This is a genomic window from Streptococcus oralis, assembly GCF_001579525.1.
Taxonomy (GTDB): Bacteria; Bacillota; Bacilli; order Lactobacillales; family Streptococcaceae; genus Streptococcus; species Streptococcus oralis_M.
The window spans coordinates 276,893-302,429 of sequence record NZ_LQZC01000011.1; the positions used below are offsets into that span (position 1 = coordinate 276,893).

20 protein-coding genes are annotated in these 25,537 nt (G+C 43.6%); 3 read left to right on the forward strand and 17 right to left on the reverse strand.

The annotated features are described in order from the left end of the window. Window positions 1-85: 85 nt before the first annotated feature. Together SORDD25_RS08065 and SORDD25_RS08070 are read right to left on the reverse strand one after the other, a co-directional pair. Window positions 86-1,366 carry a glycoside hydrolase family 125 protein gene (locus SORDD25_RS08065; RefSeq protein ID WP_061853284.1) on the reverse strand — a complete coding sequence of 427 codons (1,281 nt, stop codon included), beginning with the start codon at window positions 1,364-1,366 and terminating at the stop codon, window positions 86-88. A gap of 125 nt (window positions 1,367-1,491) precedes the next feature. After that, window positions 1,492-2,796 carry a hypothetical protein gene (locus tag SORDD25_RS08070; RefSeq protein WP_061853285.1) on the reverse strand — a complete coding sequence of 435 codons (1,305 nt, stop codon included), beginning with the start codon at window positions 2,794-2,796 and terminating at the stop codon, window positions 1,492-1,494. Between the two features lie 148 nt (window positions 2,797-2,944). On the opposite strand from SORDD25_RS08070, the gene SORDD25_RS08075 reads away from it, so the two are divergent. After that, window positions 2,945-5,032 carry a GH92 family glycosyl hydrolase gene (locus tag SORDD25_RS08075; RefSeq protein ID WP_061853286.1) on the forward strand — a complete coding sequence of 696 codons (2,088 nt, stop codon included), beginning with the start codon at window positions 2,945-2,947 and terminating at the stop codon, window positions 5,030-5,032. A 36-nt stretch (window positions 5,033-5,068) separates the two neighbouring features. Here the strand turns inward: SORDD25_RS08075 and SORDD25_RS08080 are convergent, their stop codons facing one another. The 15 genes from SORDD25_RS08080 to SORDD25_RS08150 all read right to left on the reverse strand — a co-directional run bounded on the left by SORDD25_RS08080 (window position 5,069) and on the right by SORDD25_RS08150 (window position 23,526). Then, complete coding sequence (locus SORDD25_RS08080) at window positions 5,069-6,748, reverse strand: alpha-L-fucosidase (RefSeq protein WP_061853367.1); 1,680 nt, start codon at window positions 6,746-6,748, stop codon at window positions 5,069-5,071. A 531-nt stretch (window positions 6,749-7,279) separates the two neighbouring features. Then, window positions 7,280-8,785 carry a zinc ABC transporter substrate-binding protein AdcA gene (locus SORDD25_RS08085; RefSeq protein ID WP_061853287.1) on the reverse strand — a complete coding sequence of 502 codons (1,506 nt, stop codon included), beginning with the start codon at window positions 8,783-8,785 and terminating at the stop codon, window positions 7,280-7,282. A gap of 9 nt (window positions 8,786-8,794) precedes the next feature. Next, window positions 8,795-9,601, reverse strand: a complete 807-nt coding sequence (locus SORDD25_RS08090) for a metal ABC transporter permease (protein ID WP_061853288.1) — start codon at window positions 9,599-9,601, stop codon at window positions 8,795-8,797. Then, on the reverse strand, window positions 9,594-10,298 hold the full coding sequence (locus SORDD25_RS08095; protein WP_001269482.1) for a metal ABC transporter ATP-binding protein: 705 nt from the start codon (window positions 10,296-10,298) through the stop codon (window positions 9,594-9,596). Before SORDD25_RS08095 ends, SORDD25_RS08090 begins: the two co-directional genes overlap by 8 nt. Beyond that, window positions 10,298-10,738: a zinc-dependent transcriptional regulator AdcR gene (gene adcR / locus SORDD25_RS08100; protein WP_061853289.1), complete on the reverse strand. Its 441-nt coding sequence runs from the start codon at window positions 10,736-10,738 to the stop codon at window positions 10,298-10,300. The genes SORDD25_RS08095 and adcR overlap by 1 nt, the downstream gene beginning before the upstream one ends. 149 nt (window positions 10,739-10,887) lie before the next feature. After that, complete coding sequence (gene nt5e, locus SORDD25_RS08105) at window positions 10,888-12,924, reverse strand: cell surface ecto-5'-nucleotidase Nt5e (RefSeq protein ID WP_061853290.1); 2,037 nt, start codon at window positions 12,922-12,924, stop codon at window positions 10,888-10,890. Window positions 12,925-13,097: 173 nt separating this feature from the next. Continuing rightward, window positions 13,098-14,366 carry a D-alanyl-lipoteichoic acid biosynthesis protein DltD gene (dltD, locus tag SORDD25_RS08110; protein ID WP_061853291.1) on the reverse strand — a complete coding sequence of 423 codons (1,269 nt, stop codon included), beginning with the start codon at window positions 14,364-14,366 and terminating at the stop codon, window positions 13,098-13,100. Continuing rightward, window positions 14,359-14,598 (reverse strand): D-alanine--poly(phosphoribitol) ligase subunit DltC, encoded by a 240-nt coding sequence (gene dltC, locus SORDD25_RS08115; protein WP_061853292.1) that lies wholly within the window; start codon window positions 14,596-14,598, stop codon window positions 14,359-14,361. The genes dltD and dltC overlap by 8 nt, the downstream gene beginning before the upstream one ends. A gap of 13 nt (window positions 14,599-14,611) precedes the next feature. After that, a complete protein-coding gene (gene dltB / locus SORDD25_RS08120) occupies window positions 14,612-15,856 on the reverse strand; it encodes a D-alanyl-lipoteichoic acid biosynthesis protein DltB (protein ID WP_061853293.1) in 1,245 nt (414 codons plus the stop codon). Further along, window positions 15,853-17,403 (reverse strand): D-alanine--poly(phosphoribitol) ligase subunit DltA, encoded by a 1,551-nt coding sequence (gene dltA, locus SORDD25_RS08125; RefSeq protein ID WP_061853294.1) that lies wholly within the window; start codon window positions 17,401-17,403, stop codon window positions 15,853-15,855. Before dltA ends, dltB begins: the two co-directional genes overlap by 4 nt. A 20-nt stretch (window positions 17,404-17,423) precedes the next feature. Beyond that, on the reverse strand, window positions 17,424-17,555 hold the full coding sequence (locus SORDD25_RS08130; RefSeq protein WP_061407648.1) for a teichoic acid D-Ala incorporation-associated protein DltX: 132 nt from the start codon (window positions 17,553-17,555) through the stop codon (window positions 17,424-17,426). A gap of 235 nt (window positions 17,556-17,790) precedes the next feature. Continuing rightward, on the reverse strand, window positions 17,791-18,495 hold the full coding sequence (locus SORDD25_RS08135) for an MIP/aquaporin family protein (RefSeq protein WP_061853295.1): 705 nt from the start codon (window positions 18,493-18,495) through the stop codon (window positions 17,791-17,793). Window positions 18,496-18,565: 70 nt separating this feature from the next. Further along, window positions 18,566-20,392: a type 1 glycerol-3-phosphate oxidase gene (glpO, locus tag SORDD25_RS08140; RefSeq protein WP_061853296.1), complete on the reverse strand. Its 1,827-nt coding sequence runs from the start codon at window positions 20,390-20,392 to the stop codon at window positions 18,566-18,568. 41 nt (window positions 20,393-20,433) lie between these two features. After that, window positions 20,434-21,942, reverse strand: coding sequence for a glycerol kinase GlpK (glpK, locus tag SORDD25_RS08145; protein ID WP_061853297.1), 1,509 nt, complete (start codon window positions 21,940-21,942; stop codon window positions 20,434-20,436). 156 nt (window positions 21,943-22,098) lie between these two features. Next, the gene (locus SORDD25_RS08150) at window positions 22,099-23,526 is read right to left on the reverse strand and encodes an AcpB/EbpR/MafR family transcriptional regulator (RefSeq protein WP_061853298.1); all 1,428 of its coding nucleotides are present in this window, start codon (window positions 23,524-23,526) and stop codon (window positions 22,099-22,101) included. A gap of 164 nt (window positions 23,527-23,690) precedes the next feature. Between SORDD25_RS08150 and hslO the strand changes: the two genes are divergently transcribed. Both hslO and dusB read left to right on the forward strand, forming a co-directional pair. Further along, complete coding sequence (hslO, locus tag SORDD25_RS08155; protein WP_061421531.1) at window positions 23,691-24,563, forward strand: Hsp33 family molecular chaperone HslO; 873 nt, start codon at window positions 23,691-23,693, stop codon at window positions 24,561-24,563. Continuing rightward, window positions 24,550-25,530: a tRNA dihydrouridine synthase DusB gene (dusB, locus tag SORDD25_RS08160; protein ID WP_000183318.1), complete on the forward strand. Its 981-nt coding sequence runs from the start codon at window positions 24,550-24,552 to the stop codon at window positions 25,528-25,530. The genes hslO and dusB overlap by 14 nt, the downstream gene beginning before the upstream one ends. Window positions 25,531-25,537: the final 7 nt, after the last annotated feature.

Below are 25,537 nucleotides of genomic sequence, written 5' to 3' on the forward strand. Positions count from 1 at the left end.
AAAACCTCATTCTAAATTTAAATTTTAACGTTTTAAATGTAAAGGTGTGATTCTGACACGAATCGGTGAAACTAAAGCGAGCTCCTTAACGGATATCCAGATAATCCAAGACTAACTCACAGAACATCATGTTGGCCCAAGAGAACCATTCACGTGAGTAAAGCGTTGGGTCGTCCACGTGGAAGCTTTCGTGCATAACACCTGTGCCACCATCGCAAGCAACCAGCTGATCCAGCAAGAATTTTTTCTCTGCCTTATCTCTTGTTGTCAAACCTTGGATAGAAAGGGCGATTGGCCAGATATAGCGATAGAAGGTATGGGAACTTCCGAGACCACTAGCATGTTTACCTTGGTAGAAGTATGGATTTTCAGGGCTTAGAATGGTGCTGCGTGTGGCTTGATACACTTCGTCTTCAATGTCGCAATAACCCAGATAAGGCGCCGCCAACAAACTTGGTACGTTTGGATCATCCATGATACTAGCATTTCCTAGGCCATCCACTTCAAAGGCGTAAATCTTTTCACCCTTGCTATTAGTTGTGTAGGCGTAATTTTCGATGCCTTCTTGGATTTCAGCCTGGAGACGCTTAGCGTCAGCAATAATACTCTCGCCATCATCTAGTTCCAATGTAGCAAAGATTTCTTGGACATAACCCAAGACGACTACGGCAAACATATTGGACGGAATCAAATAACTATATTGACAGCAGTCATCACTCGGACGGAAGGCTGACCAAGTCATACCTGTCACTGCAAAGTCAGGTCCAAAGCCATCATTTACCAAAGTGTCTTCCTTACGGTCGGTATCCCGAACAAAACGATATGGTGAGCTGTTGTGGTCTTGTTCCACCGTCCAGAGATGAAGGATTTCCTTGGTTGCTGTGACAAAAGTTTCATCAAACTGACTGGTTTCGCCAGTCTCTTTCCAAAGGAGATAAGCCAACTGCAAAGGATAGCAAAGGGAGTCCACCTCATACTTACGCTCCCAAATCCAGCCATTAAGGTCTGTGTGGTCAGTCTCATGGTGACCCTTCCAGCTCTCCTCAATGTTAAAAGAGTTGGCATAAGGATCCTTGAGCACTAAGGTCATCTGACGCTTGACCAAACCTGCAATGGTCTGACGCAAGAGAGGATCTCTTTTAGCCACATGAAGATAGGGTCTGAGTTGGGCAGTCGAATCCCGAAGCCACATGGCAGGGATATCCCCTGTTAATACAAAGGTTGAACCATCTTCTAGAATCTCGACCGTATTGTCCAAGGTGTCGGTGTAACAACGCTCAAAGACATCCACCCACTCCGGATGGTCCTTGGCCCGCTCCGCTATTTCGTCTAGCCATTCTCTAACAATTTCTTTCGAATAAATCATCGTGCAGTTCCCTCTTTCAAACAAGTTTCATGTTCAGTATAAAAAAAAACGCCTCCAAAAGATATACACAAACTAAAGGCGTTTTGAAACAAACTTATGAAAAAAAGTTGGGCAAGCCCAACTTTTTATTCACTTTTCTTTTCGTCTTTTTGAATCTCTATCAAATGATACTCTTTTCTTTGAAGTTCTTCCTTTAACACTTCAAAATCTTCTAGCCCTCCACCATCGATTGGACTTATACCCTTCTTAGCGACTAATTTGTCATCTTTTAATTCGTAACCACCGAAGCCATAGTACTTGTAACTAACATTTGTAAATAAACTACCTTTACGCGTTACTTTATACACCGTAATTATATCAATGTTAGCACTCGACGTATTTGCTATTCCTGTAGTGATAGCAACGTAACTACCCTGAGGTTCTATAGTATAGGTTTCGTAAGTACTATTCTTATTTGCGTCCTTGCTGTATGCATCGTTTTTCTTCAATACATCAGTTAAATTCTTCACATCTTTTGCATCTTTTAGGCCTTCAACTGTCACTTCTACAGTTTTAGAGTCTATCACTTTTCCTTCTGCTTTCAAAGAATCAATACTTGCGTCTTTCACTTTCAAAGTGACTTTGTCACCATTTTTCAAACTTCTTGGACGTTCCCCATTTTCAAAATCAAAGTAGGCTTCATCCTTAGAATTTTTTGTGATTGTAATAGTACCAGAACCATTAAGCCCAGTGAATATCACCGGTGTTTCAGTCAACAAATCAGAAGCTGAAACCTTTTCGTATTCTTTAAGATTTTCAACTTTGAAGGTTTTCTTTTCAGCCTTAACTGGCGCACTCTTAGAAGTAGTCACAACGCTGAAAGTAATCTCATCTCCATTTTTTAGGTCACTTGTTTTATCAAAGCTAAATTGGACACTTCTAATCAACGCGTCTGCCATACTATATTTTGACGCTAATTTTGGATCTCTAGTAACTTCTGAAAAAGTGACTGGATCCTTTTGGACCAAAGCTTTCGCTTGATTATTGTTAAATCCAGCCTTCCGATAAGACAATTCTTCAATTTTAGATGCGATTTCTTCGCTGTTATAAGTCAACTTCCCAGTTTCTTCATATCCCGAAAATTGAACCTTTACTTCGTCTATAATACTCTTTGGTTGTGAGTCATAAATGTTGTAGCCAACGAAAGCGACAATAGCAAGCGCAACAATAGCAAGCACGGCAATGATTTCCTTACGCTTTGTTTTCAATAAGGTTTGAAGGCTGATTCCTTCTTGCTTCGGTTCTACCACTTGATCACTTTTCGACGCTACCTCAATTTTAGGCTGCTCTTCTTTGTGACCTTGTTCAATTGTTTCTGTCAGTTCGGGAGTCTGCTCCGTCACCTTTTCTACCGATTCGTCATTGGCAGGATTCTTTTCAAATTCACTCATAATAATCTCCTTTCTTAGCCTTATTCTAACAAAAAAGGGTATGTTTGTAAATCTTATTTAGATATTTATGCACTTATTTTAGCTTTTAGCTGTCTTCCTTTATTTTTGTGTTATACTGTATACAAAAACGTTAACAGAAAGTTATTTTATGAAACCACTACTTGAAACCATTGATACCCGCTTTGGCACTGCTAGCAAGCATGCCTTCTCTCGGGGAAATACCCTGCCTTACACAGGCGTCCCTTTCGGGATGAATTATTTTGTGCCTCAGACCAGTGACCAAGAGGGAGCTTGGTTTTTCGATCCGCATCTGCCTATTTTTCAGGGGATTCGTTTGACCCATCAACCCAGTCCTTGGATTGGAGATTACTCTTGGCTCCTTCTGACACCTGTTACAGGCCAGATTGGGGGAGACAGCCTCTTTCACCGCCAGTCTTCTTATGATATAGAAAAAGCCTCTTTCCAACCTCACTATCTGAAGATTTTCTCCCTGCGCTATCAGATTGAAACCCAACTGACACCGACTTGCTATGGTTCATCTATTCGCTTGGAGCAAAAGCAAGGCAAAGCCCTCTCCCTCTATCTTCATGCAGCAGATGACTTGACAGTCAAGCAAGTAGATAAGCGAATTCTTTCCCTACGACAAGAAGGCAAAACTGAGACCAACAAAAATCCGCTGATACTGTTTACTGCCCTACAAATGAATACAGATATTCTTGCTATCAGCCAAGAAGACGGGGACTGGCGAATTGACTTAGCAAGTAGTCAAGCCGAAATCCATCTAGCCACTTCTTTCATCTCGTCTTCTCAAGCTCTGCTTAATCTACCTCAGACGGACTTTGATAGCTGTAAAGCAAGTGCGAAAGCGGACTGGGAAAATCTCCTCCATCGTTTTGATGTGCTAGAGACAGGAGAGGCTGATCGGACCTTCTTTGACCACTGCCTCTACAGACTCTTCCTCTTCCCGCAGACTTTTTATGAAGTGAACGAGTCAGGACAAGCCATCCACATGGATCTGGCTACTGGTACTGTCAAACCCGGCGTCCTCTTTAGCAACAATGGCTTCTGGGATACCTTCCGCACCACCTTCCCCCTTTTTGCCCTTCTTATACCGGAACACTATCGTCTCTTTTTAGAAGGCTTTCTCAATAGCTACCGCGATACTGGTTTCCTGCCAAAATGGCTGGCCCCAGATGAACGTGGCATGATGCCTGGTACCCTGCTAGATGGCGTTATCGCAGATAGCGCCTGCAAGGATATGGCCCCCGACTTGGAAGAAGAACTCCTCCAAGCCATGCTTGAAACAGCCACCAAATCCGACCCTCTCGGCATCAATGGCCGCCACGGACTAGCCCAATACCAAGAACTTGGCTACCTCTCTACCGACCACCACGAAAGCGTCAGCCACACCCTAGACTACGCCTATAGTGATTTTTGCATCGCCAGCTGTGCCGAAAAACTAGGTCAGAATGACATCGCGGAAACTTATAGAACTTCGTCACAAAATTACTGCCATCTATTTGACGCTGCGACGGGTTACATGCGTGCGCGAGATAGCCAAGGCAACTTCCGCCCTGACTTCTCCCCTTATAGTTGGGGACGCGATTATGCCGAATGCTCTGCCATTCAAGCGACTTTAGGCGTCCTCCATGACATCCCAGGCTTAATCCAGCTTATGGGCGGAAAAGAAGCCTTCAGCCACTATCTTTTGAAAGCCTGTCAGGGTGCTCCCCTCTTTGAAACCACTGGCTATGGTTACGAGATTCACGAGATGAGCGAGATGGCTACCGCTCCTTTTGGGCAAATCGCCATTTCCAACCAGCCGAGCTTCCACATCCCTTATCTCTTCCGCTACAGTGACTACCCTGACTACACTGCTCTACTCATCAAGACCTTGCGTCAAGAAGCCTTTCACCCAAGCTGGCAAGCCTATCCTGGCGATGAGGATAATGGCAGTCTCTCTGCTTGGCACATCTGGTCAGCTCTTGGATTCTACCCGACCTGTCCAGGCAAATCCAGCTACGACCTCGGAATCCCTCTCTTTGACCATCTCCGTATCTACCTAGCTAAGGAAAATAAATGGCTGGATATCCATGCCGAGCAAAACCACAGCCATTTCAACTTTGTCAAAGAATGCCGATTGGACCAGACCATAGTATCTAGCATCCAACACCAAGACCTCTTGAAAGCTGAGCAACTGACCTTCACCCTCAGCTGGCTACCAAATCACTCCTAACCAAAAGAACCTTTGCACGATGCAAAGGTTCTTCTTTTATGAAACTTGGACCTGAAGCTGGTCAACCAGCTGCCCATCTACCGTCAAATTCAGATAAAAATCTAAGCTTTTATCTCCTGCAAAATACAAGGTTGGTAGCGTTAGCCTTTTTTCAGTTTCACCAACTTGAAACGCAAGGACTTGAATCTCGTCCCGATAAACGACACCATGCACACCCGTCCCTGGTTGAATCGAAATCTTAGCTTCTAAAGGACTGCTAGATTCTATGCGCTTCACTGTAAAGTGGACATTTTCTCCCTTGGTCACAGCCAAACTTTTTTCTGAAAACTCTAGTTGCTGAACGACTTCTTTTTTCGGCAAGGTAGGTGTTTTATAGAGTGAAATCTTGGTCAACAAAGGCAAAGCCTGTGTCTCTGTAATGGTCACACGTATCTTCTGCGCCTCAACGACTGATCCTCGTAAGAGACGTTTGTAGCCAACAGTATAACCAGAGCCAAACTCCTGCCAGGTACCATTCAACTCTACTTGAACATGGAAAGCAGCGATGCGTTGCCCCAGCTTCAAATCTTCTCTTAACTCAATCACATCAAAAGTTTTAAGTGCCCCTAAATCGAGCTCTAATTGTATTGGCAACTCTGCATCACTTGCCCAAGAACTAGCCTCCAGTTCATCTGTCAGATGATGACAAGCAAAGTCTGGTGATAGAGCAGGGCCAGATACCGTGGCTCCCAAAGCCAAATCTTCTTTATATAGCTCGTCACGGTAGGCAGCAAATTCATAGAGACGCTGGATATCCTTTTCATCAAAGAGGCCATCTTGGTTCGGTGGGATATTAAGCAAGAGTGGAGTTCCCCGCCCTACCGAGTGAAAGTAGATTTCGACCAACTCCTCCAGAGACTTAGGATCCTGATCCTCATGGTAAAACCAGCCTGGCCGAAGAGAAACATCTGCCTCCCCGATTGAAAATAGCGTCCCAGAGGGGTCTCCGTGCTGTAGATAATCTAATTCCGCCTCTGTCCCCAACTGGTCTGGCTTGACTTTTTGCCACAAGGGATCCCCTGCATAGCCTCGTTCATTTCCAATCCAGCGAATACTGGTCCCTTCAGTTGAGAAAATCAAACAATCGCCCTGCAAGTCACGAATGGTTTCAAACCAAGTCTCAAACTCATAGTTGACTTTCTGGGCCCCTTCGCCTCGAGCACCATCCATCCACACCTCAGTGAACTTACCGACATTCCCATAGGCAGGATTTGATAAAATTTCCTTCAATTGAGCCAGATAGTAGGCATTGTAGTCCGCTTCTCGGTCCACGTGATAGAGGGGACTGTGAGCATCCCAAGGAGACAAATACACTCCCATATCCATATCAAACTCAGTCGCAGCTTGGGAAACCTCAAGGAGCAAGTCCCCCTTTCCATCCCTCCAAGGGCTAGCCTTGACCGAATAATCTGTGTGGGCTGTCGGGTAAAGCACAAAACCATCGTGGTGCTTAACCACCAAAATCAGCTTTTTAAAACCTGTTTCTTTGAGCACTCGAACCCATTCACGCGCATCCAACTTGGTCGGGTTAAAACGCTTGGTATCCTCTTGCCCACTTCCCCATTCTTGGTCATAAAAGGTATTGGGGCCAAAATGGATAAAGGCAGCTAGTTCATCCTCTAAATAAGCTAGCTGAGCCTGACTTGGTAATGGCTCATGTGGTTTTATTTTCGTCATCATCTCAAATCTCTTTCTCTTGTTCACAAAGTTATCCACAACTTGTGGATAAGAAAACATACCTAAAAACTAATTTCTTCAGACTCCCGCTCTTAGACTTTGGACCTGTAAATCTAAACAGACCTTTGTCAAATAGCTCTGTACTAGGGTTTCTGCTAGCTCTCTAGCAAGTTACTAATGTACGGAACTATTATCAGGATGCTTCATCGCCCTGGATTATATATTATTTTCCCCTATACTTATCCACAGACTGTGAATAAACTATTGTTCCGGACTGCTCTCTCCTTGACTATAACAAAAAACGATAGTAGCGTCAATATGACTAAGATTTCTTCCTAAATCCCCTGAAAAGATTCTATAATTTGTACAATCGTAGCTTTTACATTCTTCAGCTAGTGAGAATCAGCCAATAGATAATGACTTCTTTATCACATTGTGAACAGTACATCTGTGATACTATAACGCCCATAGCCTACTCAGATAATCGTTTCTAGCAAAAAATCCCGCAGATTTGCGGGATTTTCTCTTGCATCAATGCGCCAACATTTCTTGGGCGATTTCTTGACCAGATAGCTTATCTGGATAGTAGGTTGGCCAGTTATCCATCTCATCAAAGAGAGCTTCTTGACTGGTGCCCCCAAAGAAGATATGGAAATGTTCTGCCTTGACTGGAGCGATATTGTGGTCGCTAAACTGAACATACTTGAATTGTCCAGCATCTGCATCTGTCGCTTCAAAGAGGAAACGCACGCCACGATTGCCTTTCTTATAAGTCAAGATTTTCTTGCCGACATACTTGTAAGTGAATTTCTTACTTTGTCCACCTTGAACAAACTCCATGGTATTGTCCGTGATGTTGATCTTAGTCACATCTGTCTGATACCCTTTTGTATAGTAGGCCTTGTACTCGTCTTTGGTCATCTTGCCAGTCAACTTAGCCTTGTAATCAAAAACTTGATCGAAGGTCCCATCCTCAAGGAAAGGATAAACTGATTGCCAGTTGCCAACATAGTCACTCAAGGCGCGGTCCTTGACATCTGCATCCTCAAAGTAACCGTTATGAACTGTCTTGGTGTTTTCTTCCTTCTCTGGCTCAATTTCCGGTCCTTCTTGATCTGTTGTCTGCTTGAGAGCCTTGAGGTTTTTCTCCATGATAGAGATATAGTCCTCACCAGCCTTGGTTGCTTCTTCTGTCAGACTTTCCAACGGATTGAGCACATCTAGTTTGACACCCGTTTCTTTGGAAAGGGTATTGGCAAGGGCTTGAGAGGCATTCTCTTCAAAGTAGATATAAGAAATCTTGTTTTTCTTGATATACTCTGTCAACTCTGCTAAACGAGCTGCTGATGGTTCTGCGTCTGGTGAAAGACCTGAGATTGATACTTGCTTGAGACCGTAGTCCAAAGCCAAGTATCGGAAGGCTGCGTGCTGGGTCACGAAACTTTTTTGTTTAGCTTGAGACAAGCCATCTGTATAGGACTTGTCCAAGGCTTGTAACTTTTCAATATAGGCAGCGGCATTCTTTTCAAAAACCTCTTTTTTATCAGGATAATCTGCTGACAAACTATCACGGATATTCTCTACCAGTTTGATAGCACGTGCTGGTGAGAGCCATACATGGGGATCGTAGTCATGATGGTGACCTTCATCACCGTGATCATGACCTTCCTCTTCTTCCTCACCACCTGGCAAGAGGAGCATATCACCTGTTGCCTTGATGGTTTTCACCTTTTTCTTATCCAAGGATTCTAGCAATTTTGGAACCCAAGTTTCCATGTTTTCATTTTCATAGACAAAGGCATCTGCGTCTTGGATTTTGGCAACTGCCTTGGCGGAAGGTTCGTAGTCGTGGGGTTCTGTCCCAGCACCGATTAGAAGTTCTACATTTGCGGTATCTCCCGCGACTTGCTTGGTAAATTCGTAGACAGGGTAAAAGGTTGTCACGATATTTAATTTCCCATCTGCCTGTTTTTGATTGGAACAAGCTACTAAGAATACTGTCACAAGACTTGCCAAAAGGAAGCTAAGTTTTTTCATTTTCGTCTCCTATTTGATATAACGCTTGAGTAGACTGACTAATAAAAAGACAACTACAAAGATAATGGTGATACTTGCACTAGCAGGAGTCTCCGCATAATAGGAGATGTAAAGCCCCGCTACCATTCCCAAAAAGCCAATCGCACTAGCCAGTAACATAACAGATTTAAAGTTTTTCCCCAGACGAAGGGCAATACTAGCTGGCAAGACCATAATGGTCGACACCAAAAGGGCTCCTGCTGCTGGAATCATAAGGGCAATGGCCACCCCTGTCACCATGTTAAAGAGGATAGACATGGTACGAACGGGCAAGCCATCCACAAAGGCCGTGTCCTCATCAAAAGTCAGGATATACATTGGTCGCAAGAACAAGAAAGTCAAGAGCAAAACGACCGCAGCAATGGCAAAGAGGAAAATCACCTGCTCCTGGCTAATGGTCACAATCGAACCAAAGAGATATTGGTCCAAACTCATGGAACTCGAACTTTTCCCCTTACTCATGACAATAAGTGACACCGCAAGTCCTGTTGACATGAGGATGGCTGTCCCGATTTCCATAAAGCTCTTATAGACTGTACGGAGATACTCTAGAAAGACCGCAGCGATCAAGACGATAGCAATGGTTGAAATAGTTGGAGAAATCCCCAAAACCAGACCAAAGGCAACCCCTGACAAGGAAACGTGACTGAGAGTATCACTCATGAGACTCTGACGACGTAAGATAAGGAAGGTCCCAAGAACTGGAGAAAAGAGACTCATGGCAATGACCGCCAAGAAGGCTCGCTGCATAAAGTCATAAGATAACAAACTAAGCATGGTCCACCTCCTGGTCGCTTTCGTGAACGTTAAAACAACGCCACGGCGAGTCTTGGTTACGGACTAGATGGATATTGCGATCCGCATAGTCCTTGACCTCCTCAGGGTCGTGCGTAATCATCAAAACAGCCTTGCCATGATGGTGGGCACTGTGGTGCATGAGTTCGTAAAATTCATTTTTGCTCCCCGCATCCATCCCTGTCGTCGGCTCATCCAAGACAAAGATATCTGGGTCAGAAGCAAACATCCGTGCAATAACCGCCCGTTGTTTTTGCCCACCAGAGAGGGAACCAATCCGTTTATCACGGTGTTCCCACATACCAACTGAGTCTAGACTGGCCTTGATATGCTCCTCATCGTGGGCATTCAAACGACGGAACCAGCCCTTTCGCGGATAGCGACCCGACTTGACAAATTCATAAACCGTACTTGGAAAACCAGCATTAAAACTGGCAATCTGCTGGGGAAGATAAGCTATCCTAAGCTTTTTCCCATGAGTGTTTGTCTTTGAGATGGTTACCTTGCCAAATCTTGGCTGCAAGATGCCTAGACTAGCCTTGATTAGCGTCGTCTTGGCAGCTCCATTTTCACCAGTCAGGGTGACAAACTCCCCACTATCAACACTGTAGTTGATGTGCTCGAGGACAGGCTCTTTGTCATAATAGAAAGACAAGTCCTCTACTGTAATATACCGCATTATTTGATTTCTCCTACTAAAGCAGTTAAAAACCGCTGGATGATTTCTTGTTCATTTGGAGTAAACTGATTTGCTACTTGTTCATAGGCTGAGAGCGTGTGTTCATGATGATGGTGGTGTTCTGCCGCTACTGGTCGAGCTAGCTCGGTCAGTTGATAAAAAATCACACGCGCATCCTTGGGATCTCTGGATGTCTCTAACATGCCCTCTTTGACCAAAGACTTGATAGCCTTGGTCACTGCTGCCTGGCTGACATTGAGGCGACGGGCCAACTCCGAGTTGGTTAGGGATTCTTCCGACAAGAGCATGAGGATGTGTTCCTGAGTATTGGTCAAGGCTACATCACTTGTGCAATGCCCGATCAGAATTTCATGCTGGTTCTCAGATCTCAAGATCACCTCGTTTAAAAAGTTATCGATTTCCTGTGCAAGCTGTCTCATGTGTTACTCCTTCCCTAGCTATCTTTTTCGTAAAAAAACTTAGATAGCCACCGATTCTTTACTGGTTAATTATATCATAAACCAAAAAAGAGTCAAGGGAAAAAGGCGTAAAAACGTTTCCCTAGACTCTTCTAGATGTAAAATTTAACCTATTTTTGCTTTGGTTTTCGACTCGATAAGATACCTGCCAAACCAGCTACCATTCCCATCAAGAGCAAGAAGATGGACTGTTCACTTCCTGTATTTGGGAGGGCTTTTTCTGAGACAACTGCCTTCTTGCTAAATTGACCTGCCACCTCATAAGTAAGTGGTACATTTGTAGTCGCATCGCTAGCAGCTGCATTCGTTTGAGGCGTTTCTACTGGTAGACTAAAGGTTTTAGAATCCACAGAAATCGTCCGTGAGTTCGGATTGATCTTTTCATACTGGGTCAAATCAGCTGTTTTCAGATACTCTTCAAAGGCTGCATCCATAGAAGGACCTTCTTCTCGCGCACCACCTAACATCGTGTAGCCATCGCCACCCGCAGCTAAAAAATCATTGGTTGCAAGATAATAGGTTTTTGCGAGGTCTAGGAGTTCATAACGACCAGTCGTGCGGTTTTTGACCTGTATGGCCAAGACACGTTTACCTGATGGTAGATTGGTATCATAGTAAACCTTCACACCTGAAACTTGCAAGAAGCCACCACTTGGTTCTAGCAATGGTTGCCCGTTCTCATCCAAGACCTTCTTGCCATCCTTATCGACCTGCAAGATAGATCCGAGTGACTTTTCAAACATATCCAATACTTGTTGCCCAGTCACTTGGATTTGTGAGATGGTATTTCCAAATGGAAGAACAGCAATGACATTTCCTTTCGTAATCGGTTTGCCTTTTGCAATAGTTTCACGCAAGCCACCACCATTTGTCACAGCGATGTCAGTAGGATGGCTAAATCCTGTTTGACCATACTGATAGAGGGAGTCCGCTACGACGTTTCCGAGGTTGGTTTCACGAACCCGAACATTCTCACGATCTCCGTTGAGTTCTACAGGGCTGTTTGAAACGACTTCAACAGCATTTTCAGCATCGTATTTTTGTTTAATGTCTTTGACTAGTTTTTCAACTGTTGGATTGGCTGGTAATTTTTTAGCATCAGCAGCCGGAATCTGAGTTGGATTGCCCAAAAGCTGACGTGATTTGTAGGTGATTTTCCCTACATTATGAAGGTAGCTTCCTGTCTGGTTATAGGTAACATTGTCTCCATAAGTCGTTGATTCTACTGTATGAGAGTGACCGTCGATTACTGTTACGCGTTTCCCTTTCAAACGAGGATTTTTAGACAAGGCTTCTGCCAAAGTTGAACCACGCCATTCGACTGGAGTTGTAGTATCCACACCCAAGTGAGCCAGCACAACATAGTGTTTGTAGTCCTTGCCTTCTGCACGAGCCTTGGCTTGGACTTCTTCGATAACCTTATTCACCTCGGAGATTGGATCTGTAAAGGTTACCCCTTTGACATTTTTAGGGTGAGTTTTGGTAGCTGTTTCAGGTGTTGTCACGCCGATTACAACAAACTCATCACCTTCCACAGTCTTATCTTTATCAACGATTGTAGAAGCTTCAAAGAGACGAGCACCATTGACGTAGGTATTTGAACTAAGTAATGGGAATTTCAAGATTTCCTTGTATTTTTTAGCTTCGTCTAAACCAAAGTCAAACTCATGATTTCCTACTGCCATGGCATCATACTGCATCTGATTAAGAATTTCAGCGCGTGCTTCACCCTTTGTAGAGTTGGAAATCGGTAAACCTTGGAAGGCGTCTCCCGCATCTACGACGAGAGTCATTTGATTTGATTTCGCGCGTTCCTGCTCGATGACAGTCGCTAACTTAGCATCACCAATTACTCCCTTTTCCTCTACAATACGACCATGGACATCATTGGTGTGTAAGATAACGGTGTCCTTTTCTTCGCCTTTAGTAGATTCAGCAGGAGCTTCCTTTGCTTCCGCCGATTCAGCACTTGTGGGACTTGCCACCTCTGTTGTTGGAGCTACAGGAGTTTCTGAAGTTGCTGGATTTGCTACGACTGCAGGGCTTTCTGCAGGGGCAGTTGCTTCTTCAGCATAGACTTGTCCAGCTAAGAAGGCTAGAGCTAACAGGGCTGTCGACAAGACAGGTAACAAAGAACGTTTGTTCATTTTAAAATCCCTTTCTTTTCTTCTTTTCTTCTTTTCTTCTTTTCTTCTTTTCTTCTTTTCTATTACATTATACGCTATTTCTGAAAAAATTTAAACTTTTGACCTATTTCTCTCTCAAATATTCGCTATTTAACAAAAAAACTTGAACCAAAAAGTTCAAGTTTTTTATTGATCTATTGAAAATCTTTGATATTTCCATCATAGGTCGCCCAGTCCTTGCTAAAGAAGCGGTCATTCATTTTGTAGTCTGGAGCTGGGGTCGGATCCGTTAAGAAGGGATTGACAACCTTATCAAAAGCCAGCCAACCTAACCAACCAATATGAATCGTATCCTTGACAAAGTAGGGATCTCCGCCTTTTTTAGAAAAGTCAGCAATGTTGGTGAAACCTTGACTTTCTAACTGGTAACGAATTTTTTCAACAGCATGTTGGTACATTTCCTCGCTGAGCCCTGTATGGGCCATCCATTTTTTATTGACAGGCTGGATCACAAAAAGAACATTGACCTTTGATTTGGCAAATTGATTGAGAACCAACTGCAAATCATTGTATTCAGACGACTTGAGGAAATTGTAATTTTTTTGATAGCCCTTATACTTCTCGAGGTAGTCTTTCACCTGAGTCTTATAAAATTGATTTTCAATTCCCATATCGTTGTTATTGGTATTGGCTTCTGCATCCTTTCGAGCAATTTTTTCTAACTCCTCATAAGAAAATTGATCCGGAAGATCTTTTAAATAGTTCTCCACATGTTCCTTGTACTTGAGTTTTCCTCGAATGGAAAATTGTCCAAATAGTGAAGCCTGACGCTCATTAAAACGCGCAAAAGCCTTGATAATAGCACGATCAACCTCTGATAATTCCTCACCCTTTGACAGCTTCTCAACGAGGCCCTTCATAGAGACTCCTGGATTTTGCTTTAAGAGACGTTTAGCCGCATGTTTGGCTGCAATATCTCCCGATTGATTTTCTAGAAAGGCTGTCAACTGATCGTTGTTAAAGTAGTTTTGGAAGAAGGCTGGCTCATAGTCCTCCTCTGTAAACCACTGAGGCGAAATGACAAATACTGCCTGTTTTTCCTCGATTTCTGGTAAGATTTGCTGCATACCGAAATACTGGTTAAGCGAGGCCGCTCCTGCTTGTCCCAAAAAGTAGGGCCGGTAGGGGCGACTATATTTCTCCGCCAAGACCGCAGGATGCATGCTATCAAAACGAATCCACTCACTTGAGCCAAAAAAGGGAATAAAGCGCATATTGGGTTCTGTAAAGGCTCTTACTTTTTGGCTTCTCTCTTTAAAGCTCTCCGAACTAATCGCTGCTGCAGAATATTTTTCTTCAGTCAAATTATGACTCGGATTGTTTGGATAGAAAAAGATCAGTAAGAAAACAAGAAAACTAGCAAGAAGCAGAGGGCCAAAGATTAACCACAAACGCTTAAGCATTCTGTAACTCCCTAATGCCTGCTACGATTTTATTGGCTGTGTTCCAGTCATCACGACCGAACTCCGTCACTGGGACACGAATGTCAAAACGATTTTCAATCTCAACAATCAATTCAACCGTTCCCATGCTATCCAAGACACCTGCATCAAAGAGGTCCTCATCCATCATGTCAGAAACATCTTCCATAAACAACTCATCAATAATTTCGATAACTTCTGATTTGATATCCATATTTTATTTCCTTTTATTTTTTAAACCATAAATCATTCAAGAATCCAGAAAAGATTAAGAATGAAAACATGACGACATGGAAGGTGACAACCATGCCAAACAACTGAATCCAGCGATTCTCAGGTAAAGCAGCCTTCCCTGCTTTTTTGCGTTCTTTATTGAGTGCTTTTTTCTTGCGAACCCAAGCATCATTGATGACCAGTCCAATCCCATGAAAGAGTCCGTAGGCGATGTAGTACCAGGTCACTCCGTGCCAAAATCCCATAATCAGCATATTTACAATATAGGCGACACTTGAAGTCACATTGCGATTTTTAAAGACCTTCTTTCTAGTCAAGACCATCACCATTCGCATAAAGACAAAATCACGGAACCAGAAAGACAGGCTCATATGCCAACGATTCCAAAACTCCTTTAAATCCCTTGATAAAAAAGGCTTGTTGAAGTTTATAGGACTACGAATCCCCATTAAGTTTGAAATGGCTAAGGCAAACATAGAGTAGCCTGCAAAATCAAAGAACAATTCCAAACCAAAGGTATACATGACTGCTAGGGCATAATGGTTAAAGAAGCCACCAGTCTGCAGGGCCAAGTTCTTTAAAGGAGGTAGCAAAATCTCTCCTAGAATATGGGCCAAGATAAACTTGTAGAGAAAGCCAAGCATGATATACTTGACAGCCTCTTCTAGCATATCCATCAACTCTTCTCGCTCAGGAATGGTCTCGTAATTTTCATTGAAACGTTTAAAGCGATCGATAGGACCACTCGAGAAAGTCGGCATGAAGAGGAGAAATCGGAGAAATTCCCACAAGGTGAAATCCCTAATCACCCCATCTCTCAGCTCGATGATCATCCCAACCGAACGAAAGGTCAGGTAAGAGATTCCCAAAAAGCCAAGCAAGGACTGGGGAGCATGAATAGCAGGAGCTACTTTCACAAAGATAATCGGCAATAGAGATAAAAAGCTAACCAGATAAAAGACCCACTGACTATCCCGCTTTTTTCTGTATCTTTTGTAGGAAAAAACAAGTAGCAATTGCCAAACGACATAAAGAAGGAGGGCACTGATTTGATCCGTCTTCCCACCTACCAACATGGCTAGGATAAAGAAGAGACTAACCAGCACCTCATATAAGGCAAAACGTTTCTTGAAAAAGAGTCCGATAAAAATAGGCAAGGTGGCACCGATGATGTATAGAAAATACTGTGGATTCCCATAAGGTTCCAAATGAGGAAATTGTTTGAAAAATTCCATCATCGGCTGTTTACCTCGTTAATCAAGCCTTTGATGTCAATCTTACCATTTGGAGTCAGCGGTAGACTGTCCCGATAAAGGAATTTAGACGGCATCATATAGGACATCATGATATCTGCCAAGTCTTCCTTGATAGCCTTGGTTATATCGATATCGCGTTCAAATTGCTGACGGATACCATCCTTTAGGATAACATAGGCCAGTAGATTCTGTACCTTGTGGTCCTTGTTATAACGTGGGACAGCAACAGCCGACTCGATATAGCGAGACTTGTTGAGGTTTTGAGAGACATCTTCAAGCTCAATACGATAACCATTAAACTTAATCTGGAAGTCCATCCGTCCACCGTAGAGAAGCAAGCCCTCATCTGTCATAGTTCCCACATCTCCTGTGTGGTAGGCCGGAAGACCCTCGAACTCAAAGAAGGCTTCTGCCGTTTTTTCAGGATTGTTCATATAGCCTTTTGAAACAGCTGGTCCAGAAACGATGATTTCTCCCTGCTCACCATTTGGAACTTTCTGACCTTCCTCATCAAGGATAAAGGTCGGAGAATCCGCCTTGGTATAGCCGATTGGCAGGCGTTTGAGAGTCGCCAACATCTCATCTGTCACGGCAACTGCTGATAGGGCTACTGTCGCTTCTGTTGGTCCGTAGGCATTGATGATACGGGCATTTGGGAATCGCTCGCGTAGTTTTCGAGCTGTTTTGACCGTCAATTCTTCCCCATCAAAGTAGAAATGCGTGATTCCTGGCATTTTCTCACTATTAAAGTCTTCTGACAACATGGCCATATCTGCAAAGGAAGGCGTTGAAGTCCAGATAGCGATAGGCAAGGAAAAGATGGTCGCAAAGAGTTGCTTAAAATCCTGTGTGATAGCAGATGGAAGAGCGAAAAGTGTACCACCTAGTGCCAAGGTTGGCGCCCAGTACATAACAGACAGGTCAAAAGAATAAGGTGGCTGGGCCAGCATTTGCGGACGACTTGGCGTCGCAAACTCCTTGTCTGTAATCATCCAGTTGGTAAAGCTGAGGAGATTATCATGGGAAATCTGCACTCCCTTAGGCTTACCAGTCGTACCAGAAGTAAAGATGATGTAGTAGTTGTCATCTCCCTTGACTGGATGCGTTATGGCATAGCTGGAACGTCGAGAAAAGGCTTCATGGACTTGCTCTAAATTCAGCATTGGTATACTTGTCTGCTCTAATGGAAAATCTGAAATAGCAATAATCAAGCTCGGTTCTGCTACTTCTACGATAGCAGCTACCCGTTCTAAGGCTGAATGGCTATCGATGGGAATATAAGCATGACCTGACTTGGTCAGGGCCACAAAGGTAGCCAACATCTCATACTCCTGTCCGCCATAGACGACAACAGGAGATTTTTCTGGCAAATTCAACTGATCAATGGCTGAAGCCAAACTATCCGAATCAACCTTCAAATCTCCATAAGTATGCTCTCGCCCCAAAACGTTGTAAACAGGATAACTAGCTTGTGTCTGAGCAAAGTGCTCAATCGTTTCAATCATATCAACTATTGGTTTATTTGACACAATAGATTTTCTCCTTTGAATTAAAATTCATTATAGATAAAGCCGCCTTGTCCCTGTCCAAGGTAACTAAAAAAATATAGCAAGCCTAGTAAAATAACAAAATACAGGAATGTTTGAGCCCAAAAAATATAAAACGTTCTCTTTTTTTTCATATTCGACTTCTTTTCTGTAAACTTTCAGGAATATTGCGCAAATAAGCACTTACTATCTTATCTTTTTACCATTTTACCACTTTATCATGCTAATTTTCAACTGTTTACCGTCACTTAAAAGTTCGTTTTAGCTTATTTTAAGATAAGTTAAGATATCAATGTTTTTGCCATCAAAAATGACAAAAAAGAGCCTGAGACTTCCATCTCAAACTCTGTTGCAAATAACTCTTTTATCTTAAAAAAGTGAAAATACTAGGACTGCCAAGGCTGCACCAATGATAGGTCCCACAACTGGAATCCAAGCATAAGACCAGTCCCCATCTCCCTTATTTGAAATCGGAAGGATACTGTGCATGATACGAGGTCCAAGGTCACGAGCTGGGTTCAAGGCATAACCGGTTGTCCCACCTAGTGAAAGACCGATACCGACAATCAAGGTCCCCACTGCAAAGGTCCCTAATCCTGCCTGAAGGTCATAGAGCCCCAAGGCAAAGATTGTCAAGAGCAAAACAAAGGTTCCAAGGATTTCGCTAACCAAGTTGGATACTGTGTTCTTGATTGCTGGTCCAGTACTAAAGGTCGCTAGGATATTGCCTGCATTTTCTTCTGCTTCATAGTGTGGTTTGAATTGCAACCAAACCAAAATCTGAGCCACCATCGCTCCAGCGAACTGAGCTAGGATATATGGGAATACTGAAGCCCAAGGCAAGTCACCTTTTAAGGCTACACCAAGCGTCACAGCTGGGTTTAAGTGTGCAGGACTAAGTTTGCCAGATACAAAGACGGCAACCGCAACGGCGATCCCCCATCCCATCGTGATGACGATCCATCCTGAATTGTTACTCTTGGTTTTAGGAAGAACCACACCTGCTACAACACCATTTCCTAGGAGGATAAGGATCAAAGTCCCCAAAAATTCTCCAAATAATTCTTTCATCATATCGTTGTCTCCATTTAAAAGAAGGAAAGAGAAGGCAAGGAAAGCTTACCTCCCTCTCTTCTAGTTTTTCTTAATTTTTTAATGCCGCTAAATCGTTGTTAGCAAGAGCTGCTTCGACATCCGCACGGTAGGCTGCTTTTTCTTCTACTGACCAATCATAGAATCGTCCCATTTCATCTAGAACTGGCTCAACGATGCTATCCAAACTATCACGCATAAAGAGCATGTGGTTGGTACGGCGAAGGAGGAAGTCAACTGGGCTCAGAGCCAACTCATTGCGCATTGCATAGTGAAGGGACAAGGTATCTGCCAAGCTTAGTCCTGGCGCTTGTTCCAAGCTGTGAGCAAGGGCAAAGACTTTCGGTGCATTTGAACCGTAGAGATTTGCTAGGTAATGAGCTTCCTTGCTATCCAAGCCACGTGACACTCCAAGTTGAGCAAAGGCTTCAATTTCTGAGTCCACATTCGCTGGGTTCAATTCTCCACCTGAAACTGGGTAAGTCTTAGAATTGATGAGTTTAAAGCTACGGTCAAATTCTGCTTTGAGGATATCAACCACGCGCTCCATAGCCCCTTCAGCCATCTTACGGTAGTCTGTGATTTTACCACCAGCAAGGGTCAAGAGGCCATTGTCATCACGGTCCAAGCTCGAACCACGAGAAACTGCAGATGGGTCCAAATGTTTCTCAGATGTGCTGCTTTCAAGCTTGCTAACAGCAGATTCAACATCTTCACGCGTTTTTTCTTTCGATAGATAAGCCTCGACAGTCGCAATCAAGCTATTGAAGCTTTCGTCGCTAATGGTTCCGTTATTTCCGCCATTGTAGTCAGAAGCACTATTGCCTGCGATCAATGGACGAAGACCAGCCCAGCTACTTTCGATATCATCAATGGTGATATTTGCTTCTGGGAAGCGGTTGTTGACAATGCCAAGTAGATAATCCACATCTTCCTGCGTCACTTTTGGATGTTCCAAATCGCCTGTGTAGTCTGTATCGGTTGTCCCAAAGTAGGTCTTGTTTTCACGTGGGAGAACAAAGACCATACGACCATCTCCCAAACCTGTGTCAAAGTAAACTGGCTGTGAAACCTTGATCTTACTAGAGTCAACCACCAAGTGAACTCCCTTGGTTGGACGCATTTGTGAGAATTGCGTTCCCTTATTAGACAAATTACGTACCTTGTCACTCCAAGGACCTGTCGTGTTGATAACCAAACGAGCCTTGATTTCAAAGACTTGGTCTGTCAACAAATCACGAGCTACAGCACCTGTAATCTTGCCACTTTCGTCAAAGAGGAAACCTTCTGCCTTAACGTGGTTGGCAATGAGGGCACCGTCTTGGTTGGCACGTTTAATGTTTTCAATCACAAGACGCGCATCGTTGTTACGGAAGTCAAGGTAAACTCCACCTCCTATCAAGCCTTCTTTCTTCAAGTTTGGCTGGTGTTCCAAGACTTCTTCTTTGCTCAAGACCTTGTTAGCAGCTGGCGTATTGCTAACACCTGCCAAAAGGTCGTACAAGTCCATGGCTACTTTGAGACGGAAGAGGCTAAAGGTCGCTCCATCTTCATCGTAAACTGGCAAGAGCATCGGATCTGGCTTTGGAATATGTGGAGCGATTTGTTGAACCACCGCACGTTCAGAAACTGTATCTGATACCACTTCTACGTCGAATTGTTTGAGGTAACGCAGACCTCCGTGGACCAATTTTGTTGATCGGCTGGATGTTCCTTCTGCGAAGTCCTGCATTTCAATCAAACCAGTGTCAAGACCACTGGCTGCAGCCTGCAAAGCTACACCAGCTCCTGTAATCCCTCCACCAATAATCAAGAGATCCAAGGTACGTTCCTGCATTTTTTTAATTGACAATTCACGTGTTTTCTTTGAAAATTCCATATTTACACACTTTCTAACTGAGTCACTTTATTCTTTCAGTATTAGTCATCGATTTCCGCAAAGACTTGAGTTGCTTTCACAGCCTTCTTCCAGCCCTTATAAAGTTGTTCCTTACGAGATTCGTTCATCGATGGTTCGAAGAGTTCTCCTGTCTCGTTCAAGAGTTTCAACTCATCCAAGTCCTTCCAGTAACCCACTGACAATCCTGCTAGGAAGGCTGCACCGAGGGCAGTTGTTTCCAAGTTTTTAGCGCGTGCGATATCGATTCCCAAAATATCAGCCTGGAACTGCATGAGGAAGTTGTTCATAGCAGCACCACCATCCACCTTCAAGACTTGGATAGCTGTCTGAGCATCCACTTGCATGGTGTCAATGATGTCACGCACTTGATAAGCGATAGATTGCAAAGTCGCCTTGATAAAGTCTTCTTTAGTTGTTCCACGAGTCAAGCCAAAGACAGATCCTCGAGCGTTTTGGTTCCAGTATGGTGCCCCTAGTCCTGTAAAGGCAGGAACGACATAGACTTCGTCATTGTTGTGAGAATTGAGAGCATATTTTTCAGACTCTGGTGAGTTTTCCACCATGCGAAGACCATCACGAAGCCATTGAATGGCACTTCCAGCGATGAAGATAGAACCTTCCAAAGCATAGTAAACCTTGCCGTTAATACCATAACCAATCGTTGTCAAGAGATTGTTCTCAGACAACTGCATCTCTTCACCAGTGTTCATGATGATGAAGGAACCAGTTCCGTAGGTATTTTTAACCATACCAGGATCAAAAGCCAACTGACCAAAGAGGGCTGCTTGTTGGTCACCAGCCATACCAGAGATTGGTACTTCTCCGCCGTAGAAATGGAATGGAGCTGTCTTGCCATAGATCTCAGAGTTAGAACGAACTTCTGGAAGCATGGCCTTAGGAATGTTGAGGATTTCCAAAATCTCATCATCCCATTTAAGATCCTTGATGTTATAGAGCATGGTACGAGCTGCATTTGAGTAGTCAGTTACGTGAGCCGCACCGTCAGTCAATTTCCAAACCAGCCAAGTATCAATGGTACCAAAGAGCAATTCACCCTTTTCAGCTCTCTCTTGAGCACCTTCTACATGGTCTAAAATCCAACGAACCTTGGTAGCAGAGAAGTAAGCATCGATGATCAAACCAGTCTTTTCATGGAATTTTTCCACATAACCTTGGCTTTTCAGTTGTTCAGCCAGAGGAGCAGTTTGGCGTGATTGCCAAACGATAGCATTGTAGATAGGGAGCCCTGTTTTCTTATCCCAGACGACAGTTGTTTCACGTTGGTTAGTAATTCCGATTGCCTCGATTTGATTTGGTTTCACACCACTTTCGATGAAAGCACCCGCGATAACTGACTGAACAGAATTCCAAATTTCATTGGCATTGTGCTCAACCCAACCTGCTTGAGGGAAAATCTGAGTGAACTCTTTTTGACTAGAGCTGACCTTTTCTCCTTTTTTGTTAAAAATGATGGCACGAGAACTGGTCGTTCCTTGGTCAATAGCCATGATGTATTTTTCTTGTGACATGTGCTGTCCTCCTGATAAAATCTTGAGGGGGTCCCTCTTTACAGTAACTAGTATACAAAATAAAGCGCTTTCTTGTTTATCAATTTTTTTAAAATTTTAAAAAAATGTGAGGAGATTGTGCGAATTTCACAAAAAAGACCTGAAAATTCAGGCCTTTTAGGCAAAGAGCATCTGGCGAATCTTTGCCAAATCCTCCATATCCAAATCATTTTTTAAATAATAGACCGAAGTCTGTTCTTCCTTATGAATAGGGTTGTTGGTAACTAGCAAATCATAATGCCGAGTCTGGTCATAAGCTTCAATGGTAATGAAACGATTGTATTCCAAATACCGTTTCAAAATGGCAGCCATCCTTGAAAAGACAAGGAAACCAGATGTCAAATCCAAACCAATCCTCATATGTTGGCCACCATTTTCTGCCATATACTCTATCAACTGAAGCCATCCCCAGAGAATTTTCTTATCTAGGTCGGTCCCCTGATGAAAGGCAGGCAAGATATGAAAAATTCTCTCTGCAGTCCCTTTAAAATCATGTTCCATCAGCAAATAGGGATGGCGATTCTCTGTCTGGTATCTGTACTGATCTTGTAAAATATAGCCCTTGTAGAGATAAACTTGACCACAGAGCTGACTGAGTTCATAGGTGACATGGTCCTCTGTGTAGTCCCCCAGCAGCTCCTCTTTCTTCATCTCTTGAATCAATTGCGTCAGCAAATCGGCTAATTGCCCTCCAAAACCAAGGATATACTCCATAGTATGAAGGGGCAAGATACGATGGGAAAGGAGAAATGAAAAGAATACCATCATCTCACCATCCTCAGTTCCTAGAGGGATGTGTTGCCCAGCAAAAAAGGACGGAGCCTTTCTCAGCAAGCGAAGGTAGAAAATATTGTCAAAATACCCCTGCATTTTTTCTTCTATGACTTGAAACTGACAGGCATTGACCCGAAGGCGCTGTTGACTGATGTGAGCCCAGAGAACCAAGTCCAATTTCTGACCTGAAGACAAGCTAGCACCGCAGATTTCTTCTAGGGTAGCAATCTCTTGTTTTCTCTCAGCTTTCTGCATATGACTTTCCCACTCCTGACTGGACCAAATCTTGCGAAAAAGGCAGAAATAGAAATAGCGAATCTGATGCTCCGGACCTCGCCAACGGCCATTTTGGATGGATAAGTCAAACTCTGACAAAATCTGATTTAGACTAGCTAAGTGGCGACCAAGCGTGGCCTCACTAATCATCAATTCTTGAGCCAACTGATGAGCTAGAAACTGTTGGTGATAGAGAAGGTAAACCAAAATTTGGTATTTAATGGCATTGTCTAAAAACAAGCTCCGAATCTCTCTCCCCTTGGTAGCTGCACCAATCGACAGACGCAGATTTTCATCTTCCAAGTGGATGGTCAGCTCTAAACCTCTTTCCAAGGCATTTTCGTTAATCAGAGAAATGTACTTGGTTAAGGTCGCCTTTGAAAAACCTGTTTCTTCCATGGCTTTCTTGACTGTTGTCTGCGAATATTGTAATAGAAAGGAAAGGACTAAAAATTGACCAGATTCTGCTTTTTCCATCAAATCGCCTAAATACATTTGTTACCCCTTTCATTTTCTCCTACAAGGATAGCATAAATCTTTCAAATGCGAAAATAATCTGTTTCTCATTTTATTTTAAAGCTGATTTCCTCGTCCTTATTCCTCAGAAACAGCAAACACACGACTCCCCCTTTGGGCATTTTTATGCTAAAATAGTAGCTATGGATAAAATTATTAAAACTATATCAGAAAGCGGGGCCTTTCGTGCTTTTGTCCTTGATAGCACTGAAACCGTCCGCACTGCTCAAGAAAAACATCAAACTCAAGCCAGTTCAACTGTCGCACTTGGTCGTACCCTTATCGCTAGCCAAATTCTCGCAGCCAATGAAAAAGGAAATACCAAGCTAACGGTTAAAGTTCTTGGAACTAGCTCTCTCGGCGCCATCATCACGGTCGCAGATACCAAGGGCAACGTCAAAGGTTACGTTCAAAATCCAGGCGTTGACATCAAAAAGACTGCAACGGGTGAAGTCCTTGTTGGACCTTTTGTTGGAAACGGTCAATTTCTCGTTATCACAGACTATGGCACTGGAAATCCTTACAACTCCATGACTCCTCTCATCTCTGGGGAAATCGGTGAAGACTTGGCCTACTACCTGACTGAAAGCCAACAAACTCCTTCAGCAGTCGGCCTCAATGTTCTTTTAGACAAAGACGACAAGGTCGAAGTTGCCGGTGGCTTCCTTCTCCAAGTCTTGCCAGGAGCCAAGGACGAGGAGATTGCCCGCTTTGAAAAACGCATCCAAGAAATGCCAGCCATCTCAACCCTTCTGGAAAGCGATGACCATATCGAAGCCCTTCTCAAGGCCATCTATGGTGACGAATCTTACAAACGTCTATCTGAAGAAGAAATCCGTTTCCAATGTGACTGCAGCAAAGACCGTTTTATGAACGCTCTTGCCAGCCTTCCAAGCTCAGACCTTGAGGAAATGAAAGAGGAAGACCACGGAGCAGAAATTACTTGTCAATTCTGCCAAACAACTTATAACTTTGATGAAAACGACCTGGAGGAACTCATTCGTGACAAATCTTAATACACCCTTTATGATTGGCAATGTTGAGATTCCCAATCGTACCGTTTTAGCGCCCATGGCTGGTGTCACCAACTCAGCCTTTCGTACCATCGCAAAAGAGCTCGGGGCTGGACTCGTTGTGATGGAAATGGTCTCTGACAAGGGAATCCAATACAATAACGAAAAAACCCTGCACATGCTTCATATCGATGAAGGCGAAAATCCGGTTTCTATCCAACTTTTTGGTAGTGATGAAGACAGCCTCGCCCGCGCAGCAGAATTCATCCAAGAAAACACCAAGACCGATATCGTCGATATCAACATGGGCTGCCCAGTTAACAAAATCGTGAAGAACGAGGCTGGCGCTATGTGGCTCAAGGACCCAGACAAGATCTACTCTATTATCAACAAGGTCCAATCTGTCCTTGATATCCCCCTCACTGTCAAAATGCGTACTGGCTGGTCTGATCCATCCCTAGCCGTGGAGAATGCCCTCGCTGCTGAAGCTGCTGGTGTCTCTGCCCTCGCTATGCACGGTCGTACACGTGAGCAAATGTATACTGGTCATGCCGACCTTGAGACCCTTCACAAGGTTGCTCAAGCTTTGACCAAGATTCCATTTATCGCAAATGGTGATATCCGTACGGTACAAGAAGCCAAACAGCGTATTGAAGAAGTCGGGGCTGACGCTGTCATGATTGGTCGCGCAGCCATGGGAAATCCCTACCTCTTCAACCAGATCAACCACTACTTTGAAACTGGAGAAATTCTCCCTGACTTGACATTTGAAGACAAGATGAAAATCGCCTACGAACATTTGAAACGCTTGATTAACCTCAAAGGAGAAAACGTAGCCGTTCGTGAATTCCGCGGCCTCGCTCCTCACTACCTCCGGGGGACATCTGGCGCTGCCAAACTTCGTGGAGCCATTTCACAAGCTAGTACCCTAGCAGAGATTGAAACTCTCTTGCAATTAGACAAAGCATAATACACAA